At 52.4% G+C, this 13507-nt stretch carries 10 protein-coding genes and 1 pseudogene; 9 read left to right on the top strand and 2 right to left on the bottom strand.

Annotated elements, in window-relative coordinates:
* The 9 genes and pseudogenes from tuf to rpoC all read left to right on the top strand — a co-directional run.
* A pseudogene (gene tuf, locus ACMWLG_RS23410) lies at positions 1-352 on the top strand (elongation factor Tu); the annotation flags it as partial.
* Between the two features lie 225 nt (positions 353-577).
* A complete protein-coding gene (gene secE, locus ACMWLG_RS23405; RefSeq protein ID WP_014068449.1) occupies positions 578-961 on the top strand; it encodes a preprotein translocase subunit SecE in 384 nt (127 codons plus the stop codon).
* A gap of 1 nt (position 962) precedes the next feature.
* Entirely contained in the window at positions 963-1508 is a 546-nt protein-coding gene (nusG, locus tag ACMWLG_RS23400) for a transcription termination/antitermination protein NusG (protein WP_002438628.1), read from the top strand.
* Between the two features lie 155 nt (positions 1509-1663).
* The gene (rplK, locus tag ACMWLG_RS23395) at positions 1664-2092 is read left to right on the top strand and encodes a 50S ribosomal protein L11 (protein ID WP_008503452.1); all 429 of its coding nucleotides are present in this window, start codon (positions 1664-1666) and stop codon (positions 2090-2092) included.
* A gap of 3 nt (positions 2093-2095) precedes the next feature.
* Positions 2096-2800, top strand: a complete 705-nt coding sequence (gene rplA, locus ACMWLG_RS23390; protein ID WP_006810530.1) for a 50S ribosomal protein L1 — start codon at positions 2096-2098, stop codon at positions 2798-2800.
* 291 nt (positions 2801-3091) lie between these two features.
* Positions 3092-3589 carry a 50S ribosomal protein L10 gene (rplJ, locus tag ACMWLG_RS23385; protein WP_003862338.1) on the top strand — a complete coding sequence of 166 codons (498 nt, stop codon included), beginning with the start codon at positions 3092-3094 and terminating at the stop codon, positions 3587-3589.
* Between the two features lie 66 nt (positions 3590-3655).
* A complete protein-coding gene (rplL, locus tag ACMWLG_RS23380) occupies positions 3656-4021 on the top strand; it encodes a 50S ribosomal protein L7/L12 (protein WP_002445276.1) in 366 nt (121 codons plus the stop codon).
* A gap of 319 nt (positions 4022-4340) precedes the next feature.
* The gene (rpoB, locus tag ACMWLG_RS23375; protein WP_023334099.1) at positions 4341-8369 is read left to right on the top strand and encodes a DNA-directed RNA polymerase subunit beta; all 4029 of its coding nucleotides are present in this window, start codon (positions 4341-4343) and stop codon (positions 8367-8369) included.
* Between the two features lie 76 nt (positions 8370-8445).
* Positions 8446-12669: a DNA-directed RNA polymerase subunit beta' gene (gene rpoC, locus ACMWLG_RS23370; protein ID WP_023309968.1), complete on the top strand. Its 4224-nt coding sequence runs from the start codon at positions 8446-8448 to the stop codon at positions 12667-12669.
* Positions 12670-12727: 58 nt separating this feature from the next.
* Here the strand turns inward: rpoC and ACMWLG_RS23365 are convergent, their stop codons facing one another.
* Both ACMWLG_RS23365 and ACMWLG_RS23360 read right to left on the bottom strand, forming a co-directional pair.
* Positions 12728-13045 carry a PTS lactose/cellobiose transporter subunit IIA gene (locus ACMWLG_RS23365; protein ID WP_003862327.1) on the bottom strand — a complete coding sequence of 106 codons (318 nt, stop codon included), beginning with the start codon at positions 13043-13045 and terminating at the stop codon, positions 12728-12730.
* Positions 13045-13353, bottom strand: a complete 309-nt coding sequence (locus ACMWLG_RS23360; protein WP_010425948.1) for a PTS sugar transporter subunit IIB — start codon at positions 13351-13353, stop codon at positions 13045-13047. The genes ACMWLG_RS23365 and ACMWLG_RS23360 overlap by 1 nt, the downstream gene beginning before the upstream one ends.
* Positions 13354-13507 lie beyond the last annotated feature (154 nt).

The following is a 13507-nucleotide window of genomic DNA, read 5'->3' as shown; positions in this document are numbered from 1 at the left end:
GCTGCGTGGTATCAAACGTGAAGAAATCGAACGTGGTCAGGTTCTGGCGAAGCCAGGCTCAATCAAGCCACACACCAAGTTCGAATCTGAAGTGTACATTCTGTCCAAAGACGAAGGCGGACGTCATACTCCGTTCTTCAAAGGCTACCGTCCACAGTTCTACTTCCGTACAACTGACGTGACCGGTACCATCGAACTGCCAGAAGGCGTTGAGATGGTAATGCCAGGCGACAACATCAAGATGGTTGTGTCGCTGATCCACCCAATCGCGATGGACGACGGTCTGCGTTTCGCAATCCGTGAAGGTGGCCGTACCGTTGGCGCGGGCGTGGTTGCTAAAGTTCTTGGCTAATCGCTGATAACATTTGACGCAATGCGCATGAAAAGGGCATCATTTGATGCCCTTTTTGCACGCTTTCACATCAGAACCTGGCTCATCAGTGATTATTTTTGTCATAATCATTGCTGAGACAGGCTCTGCAGAGAGCGTATAATCCATAAAGGGATTATTTCGATTTGGCTCGCCTCGCAATCGCGGGGTGAAATTATTTGTAGAATTCTTCTGACAGGTTGGTTTATGAGTGCGAATACCGAAGCTCAAGGGAGCGGGCGCGGCCTGGAAGCGATGAAGTGGGTCGCTGTTGCCGTGCTGCTGATTGTGGCAATCGTTGGCAACTATCTTTATCGTGACATGATGCTGCCGCTCCGCGCGCTGGCAGTGGTGATTCTGATTGCTGCAGCGGGCGGTGTCGCGCTGTTGACGACTAAGGGTAAAGCAACCGTTGCTTTCGCTCGCGAAGCACGTACCGAAGTCCGCAAGGTCATTTGGCCGACTCGCCAGGAAACATTGCACACCACGCTGATCGTGGCTGCAGTGACTGCGGTAATGTCACTGATCCTGTGGGGACTGGATGGTATTCTGGTTCGCCTGGTTTCCTTTATTACTGGCCTGAGGTTCTAAGATGTCTGAAGCCCCTAAAAAGCGTTGGTACGTCGTTCAGGCGTTTTCCGGTTTTGAAGGCCGCGTAGCAACGTCGCTGCGTGAGCATATCAAATTACACAACATGGAAGAGTTATTTGGCGAAGTTATGGTTCCGACCGAAGAAGTGGTTGAGATCCGTGGCGGCCAACGTCGCAAAAGCGAGCGTAAATTCTTCCCGGGTTACGTGCTGGTTCAGATGGTGATGAACGACGCGAGCTGGCACCTGGTGCGCAGCGTACCGCGCGTGATGGGCTTTATCGGCGGCACGTCTGACCGTCCGGCGCCAATCAGCGACAAAGAAGTTGATGCGATTATGAACCGCCTGCAGCAGGTGGGTGATAAGCCGCGTCCGAAAACGCTGTTTGAACCGGGTGAAATGGTTCGTGTTAGCGACGGTCCGTTTGCTGACTTTAACGGTGTGGTTGAAGAAGTGGACTACGAGAAGTCCCGCCTGAAAGTTTCTGTTTCTATCTTCGGTCGTGCGACCCCGGTAGAACTGGACTTTGCGCAGGTCGAAAAAGCCTAAGCAGCGATCAAAAAAGCGGCGATTTAATCGTTGCACAGGGCGCGAGATTGGAATACAATTTCGCGCCTTTTGTTTTTATGGGCCCGGCCCGTAAAACGAATTTTATTCACGGGGAGCCTCCCTGAGGCGCTATCACCCAATCAGAGGATTTTAGAATGGCTAAGAAAGTACAAGCCTACGTCAAGCTGCAGGTTGCAGCTGGTATGGCGAACCCAAGTCCACCAGTTGGTCCAGCTCTGGGTCAGCAGGGTGTGAACATCATGGAATTCTGTAAAGCGTTCAACGCCAAAACCGAATCCCTGGAAAAAGGTCTGCCAATCCCAGTCGTAATCACTGTTTACGCTGACCGTTCTTTCACTTTCGTTACCAAAACCCCTCCAGCAGCTGTTCTGCTGAAGAAAGCGGCTGGTATCAAGTCTGGTTCCGGTAAACCGAACAAAGACAAAGTGGGTAAAATTTCCCGCGCTCAGCTGCAGGAAATCGCGCAGACCAAAGCTGCCGACATGACTGGTGCCGACATTGAAGCGATGACTCGCTCAATCGAAGGTACTGCACGTTCCATGGGCCTGGTAGTGGAGGACTAAGAAATGGCTAAACTGACCAAGCGCATGTCCGTGATCCGTGACAAAGTTGATGCGACCAAACAGTACGACATCAACGAAGCTATCGCTCTGCTGAAAGAACTGGCAACTGCTAAGTTCGTTGAAAGCGTTGACGTTGCCGTTAACCTCGGCATCGACGCGCGTAAATCCGATCAGAACGTTCGTGGCGCGACTGTACTGCCACACGGTACTGGCCGTTCCGTTCGCGTAGCTGTATTTGCTCAGGGTGCAAACGCTGAAGCTGCTAAAGCTGCCGGCGCTGAACTGGTAGGTATGGAAGATCTGGCTGATCAGATCAAGAAAGGCGAAATGAACTTTGACGTTGTTATTGCTTCTCCAGATGCAATGCGCGTTGTTGGCCAGCTGGGCCAGGTTCTGGGTCCACGCGGCCTGATGCCAAACCCGAAAGTGGGTACTGTAACTCCTAACGTTGCTGAAGCGGTTAAGAACGCTAAAGCAGGTCAGGTTCGTTATCGTAACGACAAAAACGGCATCATCCACACCACCATCGGTAAAGTGGACTTTGACGCTGACAAATTGAAAGAAAACCTGGAAGCTCTGCTGGTTGCGCTGAAAAAAGCAAAACCAACTCAGGCGAAAGGCGTGTACATCAAGAAAGTTAGCATCTCCACCACCATGGGTGCAGGTGTTGCAGTTGACCAGGCTGGCCTGAGCGCTGCTGCAAACTAATGCCTTTACGTGGGCGGTGATTTTGTCTACAATCTTACCCCCACGTTTGCTAACGAAAGTTAGCGGCTAAAAGATTTGTTCGTTGGAGCCTGGCCTAATCCAGGCCTCCGTCGAAGACCGCAGGTGTTTCGCAAGAGACTTAATCCCCTGCGTAGACGGTGACAGAACGCTAAGATTATTTTTGGATACTCTGGCTTGTTTCTGCTCACCGTATTAAGACGCTCTTTCCTTTGGGGAGAGTGAAGTGAGTTCCGGAACATGAGTTCCGGCAAACATCCAGGAGCAAAGCTAATGGCTTTAAATCTTCAAGACAAACAAGCGATTGTTGCTGAAGTCAGCGAAGTAGCCAAAGGCGCGCTGTCTGCAGTAGTTGCGGATTCCCGTGGCGTTACTGTAGACAAAATGACTGAACTGCGTAAAGCAGGTCGTGAAGCTGGCGTATACATGCGTGTTGTTCGTAACACCCTGCTGCGCCGCGTAGTTGAAGGTACTCAGTTCGAGTGCCTGAAAGACACGTTTGTTGGTCCGACCCTGATTGCATACTCTATGGAACACCCGGGCGCTGCTGCTCGTCTGTTCAAAGAGTTCGCGAAAGCGAATGCAAAATTTGAGGTCAAAGCTGCAGCCTTTGAAGGTGAGTTGATCCCGGCATCGCAAATCGATCGCCTGGCAACCCTGCCGACCTACGAAGAAGCAATTGCACGCCTGATGGCAACCATGAAAGAAGCTGCGGCTGGCAAACTGGTTCGCACTCTGGCTGCTGTACGCGATGCGAAAGAAGCTGCTTAATCGCAGTTATCTTTATAAAGCATTTGCTTACGTATAAACTTATTCTGATTTTCAGGAACAATTTAAATGTCTATCACTAAAGATCAAATCATTGAAGCAGTAGCAGCTATGTCCGTAATGGACGTTGTAGAGCTGGTTTCTGCAATGGAAGAAAAATTCGGTGTTTCTGCTGCTGCTGCTGTAGCTGTAGCTGCGGGCCCGGCTGAAGCTGCTGAAGAAAAAACTGAATTCGACGTAATTCTGAAAGCTGCTGGCGCTAACAAAGTTGCTGTTATCAAAGCAGTACGTGGCGCAACTGGCCTGGGTCTGAAAGAAGCTAAAGACCTGGTAGAATCTGCTCCAGCTGCGCTGAAAGAAGGCGTGAGCAAAGACGACGCAGAAGCACTGAAAAAATCTCTGGAAGAAGCTGGCGCTGAAGTTGAAGTTAAATAAGCCAACTTTTCTGGTTGCAGCCTAAGTAATTAGGCTGATGGCTGGTGACTTTTTAGTCACCAGCCTTTTTGCGCTGTAAGGCATCAGTAGCATTTCACACTGTTTGACTGCTGATTGTCCTGACAATGCATGTTTCTATCGACGACTTAATATATTGCGACAGGGTGCTCGCTCTGTGTAAATCGCGACGAAATGATTTAAGCGTGATAGCAACAGGTATTGCGGAAAGTATTCAATTTTCCGGTCCACAAAATGGTGTTGCACAAACTGTCCCTTCGTCGGACAGATGGGTCGACTTGTCAGCGAGCTGAGGAACCCTATGGTTTACTCCTATACCGAGAAAAAACGTATTCGTAAGGATTTTGGTAAACGTCCACAAGTTCTGGACATTCCATATCTCCTTTCTATCCAGCTTGACTCGTTCCAGAAGTTTATCGAGCAAGATCCTGAAGGGCAGTACGGTCTGGAAGCAGCCTTCCGCTCCGTGTTCCCGATTCAGAGCTACAGCGGTAACTCCGAGCTGCAGTACGTCAGCTACCGCCTTGGCGAACCGGTGTTTGACGTTCAGGAATGTCAGATCCGTGGCGTGACCTATTCCGCACCGCTGCGCGTAAAACTGCGTCTGGTGATCTACGAGCGCGAAGCGCCGGAAGGCACCGTAAAAGACATTAAAGAACAAGAAGTCTACATGGGTGAAATTCCACTCATGACAGACAACGGTACTTTCGTAATCAACGGTACTGAGCGTGTTATCGTTTCCCAGCTGCACCGTAGCCCGGGCGTCTTCTTCGACAGCGATAAAGGTAAAACACACTCTTCCGGTAAAGTACTGTATAACGCACGCATCATTCCTTACCGTGGTTCATGGCTGGACTTCGAGTTCGATCCGAAAGACAACCTGTTTGTCCGTATCGACCGCCGTCGTAAGCTGCCTGCAACCATCATTCTGCGTGCGCTGCAATACACCACTGAACAGATCCTGGACCTGTTCTTTGAGAAAGTGATCTTTGAAATCCGCGACAACAAGCTGCAGATGGAGCTGGTGCCGGAACGTCTGCGTGGCGAGACCGCGTCGTTCGACATCGAAGCCGACGGCAAAGTGTATGTGGAAAAAGGTCGCCGTATCACCGCGCGCCACATCCGCCAGCTGGAAAAAGATGATATCAAACTCATCGAAGTTCCGGTTGAGTACATTGCAGGAAAAGTAGCCGCGAAAGATTACGTTGACGAGTCAACGGGTGAGCTGATCTGCCCAGCGAACATGGAGCTGAGCCTGGATCTGCTGGCTAAGCTGAGCCAGTCTGGTCACAAACGTATCGAAACGCTGTTCACCAACGATCTGGACCACGGCGCGTATATCTCTGAGACTATTCGCGTCGACCCAACCACCGATCGTCTGAGCGCGCTGGTAGAAATCTACCGCATGATGCGCCCTGGTGAGCCACCAACTCGCGAAGCGGCGGAAAGCCTGTTCGAGAACCTGTTCTTCTCCGAAGACCGCTACGATCTGTCCGCGGTTGGTCGCATGAAGTTCAACCGTTCTCTGCTGCGCGACGAAATCGAAGGTTCCGGTATCCTGAGCAAAGACGACATCATCGAAGTGATGAAGAAGCTCATCGATATCCGTAACGGTAAAGGCGAAGTGGACGATATTGACCACCTCGGTAACCGTCGTATCCGTTCCGTAGGCGAAATGGCGGAAAACCAATTCCGCGTTGGCCTGGTACGTGTAGAACGTGCGGTGAAAGAGCGTCTGTCTCTCGGCGATCTGGATACCCTGATGCCTCAGGATATGATCAACGCCAAGCCGATTTCTGCAGCAGTGAAAGAGTTCTTCGGTTCAAGCCAGCTGTCTCAGTTCATGGACCAGAACAACCCGCTGTCTGAGATTACGCACAAACGTCGTATCTCTGCACTCGGCCCAGGCGGTCTGACCCGTGAACGCGCAGGCTTTGAAGTTCGAGACGTACACCCGACGCACTACGGTCGCGTATGTCCAATCGAAACGCCTGAAGGTCCAAACATCGGTCTGATCAACTCCCTGTCCGTGTACGCACAGACTAACGAATACGGTTTCCTCGAGACCCCGTACCGTAAAGTGACCGACGGTGTTGTAACCGACGAAATTCACTACCTGTCTGCTATCGAAGAAGGCAACTACGTTATCGCTCAGGCGAACTCCAACCTGGATGACGAAGGCCACTTTGTAGAAGATCTGGTTACCTGCCGTAGCAAAGGCGAATCCAGCTTGTTCAGCCGCGACCAGGTTGACTACATGGACGTATCCACCCAGCAGGTGGTATCCGTCGGTGCGTCCCTGATCCCGTTCCTGGAACACGATGACGCCAACCGTGCATTGATGGGTGCGAACATGCAACGTCAGGCCGTTCCAACTCTGCGCGCTGATAAGCCGCTGGTTGGTACCGGTATGGAACGTGCTGTTGCCGTTGACTCCGGTGTTACTGCGGTTGCTAAACGTGGCGGTACTGTTCAGTACGTCGATGCATCCCGTATCGTTATCAAAGTTAACGAAGACGAGATGTATCCGGGCGAAGCAGGTATCGACATTTATAACCTGACCAAATACACCCGTTCTAACCAGAACACCTGTATCAACCAGATGCCTTGCGTATCTCTGGGTGAGCCAGTTGAGCGCGGCGACGTGCTGGCAGACGGTCCGTCCACCGACCTCGGTGAACTGGCGCTTGGTCAGAACATGCGCGTAGCGTTCATGCCGTGGAATGGTTATAACTTCGAAGACTCCATCCTCGTCTCCGAGCGGGTGGTTCAGGAAGATCGTTTCACCACCATCCATATTCAGGAGCTGGCATGTGTGTCCCGTGACACCAAGCTGGGGCCAGAAGAGATCACCGCTGACATCCCTAACGTGGGTGAAGCTGCGCTCTCCAAACTGGATGAATCCGGTATCGTTTACATCGGTGCTGAAGTGACCGGCGGCGACATTCTGGTTGGTAAGGTTACGCCTAAAGGTGAAACACAGCTGACGCCAGAAGAGAAACTGCTGCGTGCAATCTTCGGTGAGAAAGCGTCTGACGTTAAAGACTCTTCTCTGCGCGTACCAAACGGTGTTTCCGGTACGGTAATCGACGTTCAGGTCTTCACCCGTGACGGCGTTGAAAAAGATAAGCGTGCGCTGGAAATCGAAGAGATGCAGCTCAAACAGGCTAAGAAAGACCTGTCTGAAGAACTGCAGATCCTCGAAGCGGGTCTGTTCAGCCGTATCTATGCGGTGCTGGTTGCCGGTGGCGTTGAAGCTGAGAAGCTCGACAAACTGCCACGCGATCGCTGGCTGGAACTGGGCCTGACCGACGAAGAGAAACAAAATCAGCTGGAACAGCTGGCTGAGCAGTATGACGAACTGAAACACGAGTTCGAGAAAAAACTCGAAGCGAAACGCCGCAAAATCACTCAGGGCGACGATCTGGCACCAGGCGTGCTGAAGATTGTTAAGGTGTATCTGGCCGTTAAACGTCAGATCCAGCCTGGTGATAAGATGGCAGGTCGTCACGGTAACAAGGGTGTTATCTCTAAGATCAACCCGATCGAAGATATGCCGCACGATGCTAACGGTACGCCGGTAGATATCGTACTGAACCCGCTGGGCGTACCGTCTCGTATGAACATCGGTCAGATCCTGGAAACTCACCTGGGTATGGCTGCGAAAGGTATCGGCGACAAGATTAACGCCATGCTGAAGCAGCAGGAAGAAGTCGCGAAACTGCGCGAATTCATCCAGCGTGCCTACGATCTGGGTACCGACGTTCGTCAGAAAGTCGACCTGAATACCTTCAGTGATGAAGAAGTACTGCGCCTGGCTGAGAACCTGAAAAAAGGTATGCCAATCGCAACGCCGGTCTTCGATGGTGCGAAAGAAGCTGAAATTAAAGAGCTGCTGCAACTGGGTGGTCTGCCAACGTCTGGTCAGATTACGCTGTTTGACGGCCGTACCGGTGAACAGTTCGAGCGTCCGGTAACCGTAGGTTACATGTACATGCTTAAACTGAACCACCTGGTCGACGACAAGATGCACGCTCGTTCTACCGGTTCTTACAGCCTGGTTACTCAGCAGCCGCTGGGTGGTAAGGCACAGTTCGGTGGTCAGCGCTTCGGGGAGATGGAAGTGTGGGCGCTGGAAGCATACGGCGCGGCATACACCCTGCAGGAAATGCTCACCGTTAAGTCTGATGACGTGAACGGTCGTACCAAGATGTATAAAAACATCGTGGACGGCAACCATCAGATGGAGCCGGGCATGCCAGAATCCTTCAACGTACTGTTGAAAGAGATTCGTTCGCTGGGTATCAACATCGAACTGGAAGACGAGTAATTCTCGCTCAAACAGGTCACTGGTGCCGGGTTAACCCCCGGCACCAGATTGTGCTAACTCCGACGGGAGCAAATCCGTGAAAGATTTATTAAAGTTTCTGAAAGCGCAGACTAAAACCGAAGAGTTTGATGCGATCAAAATTGCTCTGGCTTCGCCAGACATGATCCGTTCATGGTCATTCGGTGAAGTTAAAAAGCCGGAAACCATCAACTACCGTACGTTCAAACCTGAGCGTGACGGCCTTTTCTGTGCGCGTATTTTCGGGCCAGTAAAAGATTACGAGTGCCTGTGCGGTAAGTACAAGCGCCTGAAACACCGTGGTGTGATCTGTGAGAAGTGCGGCGTTGAAGTGACCCAGACCAAAGTGCGTCGTGAACGCATGGGCCACATCGAGCTGGCGTCTCCGACCGCTCACATCTGGTTCCTGAAATCTCTGCCGTCCCGTATCGGTCTGCTGCTGGATATGCCGCTGCGCGATATCGAACGCGTTCTGTACTTCGAATCTTATGTGGTTATCGAAGGCGGGATGACGAACCTGGAACGTCATCAGATCCTGACTGAAGAGCAGTATCTGGACGCGCTGGAAGAGTTCGGTGACGAATTCGATGCGAAGATGGGTGCGGAAGCTATTCAGGCCCTTCTGAAGAGCATGGATCTGGAGCAAGAGTGCGAGCAGCTGCGTGAAGAGCTGAACGAAACCAACTCCGAAACCAAACGTAAAAAGCTGACCAAGCGTATCAAACTGCTGGAAGCGTTCGTTCAGTCTGGTAACAAACCAGAGTGGATGATCCTGACCGTTCTGCCGGTTCTGCCGCCAGATCTGCGTCCACTGGTTCCGCTGGATGGTGGTCGTTTCGCAACGTCCGATCTGAACGATCTGTATCGTCGCGTTATCAACCGTAACAACCGTCTGAAACGTCTGCTGGATCTGGCTGCGCCGGACATCATCGTACGCAACGAAAAACGTATGCTGCAGGAAGCGGTAGATGCCCTGCTGGATAACGGTCGTCGCGGTCGTGCGATCACCGGTTCTAACAAACGTCCTCTGAAATCTTTGGCCGACATGATCAAAGGTAAGCAGGGTCGTTTCCGTCAGAACCTGCTCGGTAAGCGTGTTGACTACTCTGGTCGTTCTGTTATCACCGTAGGTCCATACCTGCGTCTGCATCAGTGCGGTCTGCCGAAGAAAATGGCACTGGAGCTGTTCAAACCGTTCATTTACGGCAAGCTGGAACTGCGTGGCCTCGCCACCACCATCAAAGCCGCTAAGAAAATGGTTGAGCGTGAAGAAGCTGTCGTTTGGGATATCCTGGACGAAGTTATCCGCGAACACCCGGTACTGCTGAACCGTGCACCAACACTGCACCGTCTGGGTATCCAGGCATTTGAGCCAGTCCTCATCGAAGGTAAAGCTATCCAGCTGCACCCGCTGGTATGTGCGGCATATAACGCCGACTTCGATGGTGACCAGATGGCTGTTCACGTACCGCTGACGCTGGAAGCCCAGCTCGAAGCGCGTGCGCTGATGATGTCTACTAACAACATCCTGTCCCCAGCGAACGGTGAACCAATTATCGTTCCTTCTCAGGACGTTGTATTGGGTCTGTACTACATGACCCGTGACTGTGTTAACGCCAAAGGCGAAGGCATGGTGCTGACTGGCCCGAAAGAAGCTGAGCGTATTTATCGCGCTGGCCTGGCCTCTCTGCATGCGCGCGTCAAAGTGCGTATCACCGAATACGAAAAAGATGAAAACGGCGAATTCGTTGCGAAAACCAGCCTGAAAGACACGACCGTTGGCCGTGCCATTCTGTGGATGATCGTACCGAAAGGTCTGCCTTTCTCCATCGTCAACCAGGCGCTGGGCAAGAAAGCGATCTCCAAAATGCTGAACACCTGTTACCGCATTCTGGGTCTGAAGCCGACCGTTATCTTCGCTGACCAGACAATGTATACCGGCTTTGCTTATGCAGCGCGTTCAGGTGCATCTGTTGGTATCGATGACATGGTCATCCCAGAGAAGAAACACGAGATCATCTCTGAAGCGGAAGCCGAAGTTGCTGAGATCCAGGAGCAGTTCCAGTCTGGTCTGGTTACCGCGGGCGAACGCTATAACAAAGTTATCGATATCTGGGCTGCAGCGAACGATCGTGTATCCAAGGCGATGATGGATAACCTGCAGACCGAAACCGTGATTAACCGTGACGGCGTTGAAGAACAGCAGGTTTCCTTCAACAGCATCTACATGATGGCCGACTCCGGTGCGCGTGGTTCCGCAGCACAGATTCGTCAGCTGGCAGGTATGCGTGGTCTGATGGCGAAGCCAGATGGCTCCATCATCGAAACGCCAATCACCGCGAACTTCCGTGAAGGTCTGAACGTACTCCAGTACTTCATCTCCACCCACGGTGCTCGTAAGGGTCTGGCGGATACCGCACTGAAAACAGCGAACTCCGGTTATCTGACGCGTCGTCTGGTTGACGTTGCGCAGGATCTGGTTGTGACCGAAGACGATTGTGGCACCCTCGAAGGTATCACCATGACCCCGGTTATCGAGGGGGGTGATGTTAAAGAGCCACTGCGCGATCGCGTTCTGGGTCGTGTAACCGCGGAAGACATTCTGAAGCCGGGTACTGCAGACATCCTGGTTCCACGCAACACGCTGCTGCACGAGCACTGGTGTGACCTGCTGGAAGCGAACTCTGTTGACTCCGTGAAAGTACGTTCCGTTGTATCCTGTGACACCGACTTTGGTGTATGTGCGCACTGCTACGGTCGTGACCTGGCGCGTGGCCACATCATCAACAAAGGTGAAGCAATCGGCGTTATCGCGGCACAGTCCATCGGTGAGCCGGGTACACAGCTGACGATGCGTACGTTCCACATCGGTGGTGCGGCATCTCGTGCGGCTGCTGAATCCAGCATCCAGGTGAAAAACAAAGGTAGCATCAAGCTCAGCAACGCGAAGTCTGTTGTTAACTCCGCTGGCAAGCTGGTTGTGACCTCCCGTAACACCGAGCTGAAGCTGATCGACGAATTCGGTCGTACCAAAGAGAGCTATAAAGTGCCTTACGGTGCGGTTATGGCGAAAGGTGATGGCGAGCAGGTTGCCGGCGGCGAAACCGTTGCAAACTGGGATCCACACACCATGCCGGTTATCACCGAAGTGAGTGGTTTCATCCGCTTCACTGACATGATCGACGGCCAGACCATTACTCGTCAGACCGACGAGCTGACCGGTCTGTCTTCTCTGGTGGTTCTGGATTCTGCTGAACGTACTACCGGTGGTAAAGATCTGCGTCCTGCACTGAAAATCGTTGATGCTCAGGGTAACGACGTTCTGATCCCTGGTACCGACATGCCTGCGCAGTACTTCCTGCCGGGTAAAGCGATCGTTCAGCTGGAAGATGGCATTCAGATCGGTGCGGGTGATGCTCTGGCGCGTATTCCACAGGAATCCAGCGGTACCAAGGACATCACCGGTGGTCTGCCACGCGTTGCGGACCTGTTCGAAGCACGTCGTCCGAAAGAGCCTGCAATCCTGGCTGAAATCAGCGGTATCATCTCCTTCGGTAAAGAGACCAAAGGGAAGCGCCGTCTGGTTATCACTCCAGTAGATGGCAGCGAACCGTACGAAGAGATGATTCCTAAGTGGCGTCAGCTCAACGTGTTCGAAGGTGAACGTGTAGAACGTGGTGACGTGGTTTCCGATGGTCCAGAAGCTCCGCACGACATTCTGCGTCTTCGTGGCGTACACGCGGTAACGCGTTACATCACCAACGAAGTACAGGACGTTTACCGTCTGCAGGGCGTTAAGATTAACGATAAGCACATCGAAGTTATCGTTCGTCAGATGCTGCGTAAAGCAACCATCGAAAACGCAGGCAGCTCCGAGTTCCTGGAAGGCGAGCAGGTTGAATACTCACGCGTCAAGATCGCTAACCGCGAACTGGAAGCGAACGGCAAAATCGGTGCGACCTTCTCGCGCGATCTGCTGGGTATCACCAAAGCGTCTCTGGCAACCGAGTCCTTCATCTCTGCAGCATCGTTCCAGGAAACGACTCGTGTCCTGACCGAAGCCGCTGTTGCAGGTAAACGTGATGAACTGCGCGGTCTGAAAGAGAACGTCATCGTGGGTCGTCTGATCCCGGCGGGTACCGGTTATGCGTACCATCAGGATCGTATGCGTCGTCGTGCTGCGGGCGAACTGCCAGCTGCACCGCAGGTGACTGCTGAAGATGCATCCGCGAGCCTGGCAGAACTGCTGAACGCAGGTCTGGGCGGTTCCGACAACGAGTAATCGTTGATGCCGTAAATAAAAAACCCGCCTCGGCGGGTTTTTTTACATCTGCATGTATTCAATTCACCAACGGGATCCGACGATAAAGCTCAATCATATCGCCCGCCAGATCCTGAATGACCATCGCGTTCATCAGGTGATCCTGCGAGTGGACGGTGATCAGGTTAACCGGAAGCTTCCCGGTCCCCTCATCAAGACCGATAAGCTGCGTCTGTATAGTGTGCGCATGCTTCACATATTCACGCGACTCTTCCATCGCTTTTTCAGCTTCGTCAAAATCACCTTTACGCGCCATCTGCAACGCCGTCAGGGCTGCACTGCGCGCCGCGCCCGCGTTGACAAGCAGTTCCATAATCGTGGTTTCTAAGTCTTCCATTATGACTCCAGAAGTTTGAGCGCTTTTTCCAGTACGGCATCACCTTTCATCATGCCGTAATCCATCATGTCGATCACCGCGACCTTTTTACCCAACGGGTCGGCCTGCGCCTGGAGTTTAGCCTGCTCGTATTTAACCTGTGGCCCCAGCAATACGATGTCGGCCGTCGCGATGTTGTCTTTAAACTCCGCAACCGGAACGGCTTTAATGGTGACTTCAACCCCTTTTTTCTGAGCGGCGTCTTTCATACGTTGAACCAGCATGCTGGTTGACATTCCCGCTGCACAGCATAAAACAATGTTCTTCATAATCAGCCTCGATCTACATGTGTTTATTGATAATTATCCCGTGCAGAGCGCTTCAACAACCGCTTTACCATGATTGTGTGTCAGGCATCACAAAGAAACCGGTGATTTTCTGAAACCGGTTACAATTTTGCATTGTCGGGTACCCGGCCCGTGG

It is taken from the genome of Enterobacter sp. 01-M-02-SI-ECC (genome assembly GCF_047530595.1).
Classification (GTDB): Bacteria; Pseudomonadota; Gammaproteobacteria; order Enterobacterales; family Enterobacteriaceae; genus Enterobacter; species Enterobacter cloacae_M.
Note: the sequence above shows the minus strand (reverse complement) of the source record. Positions and strands in the feature narration are given on the sequence as shown.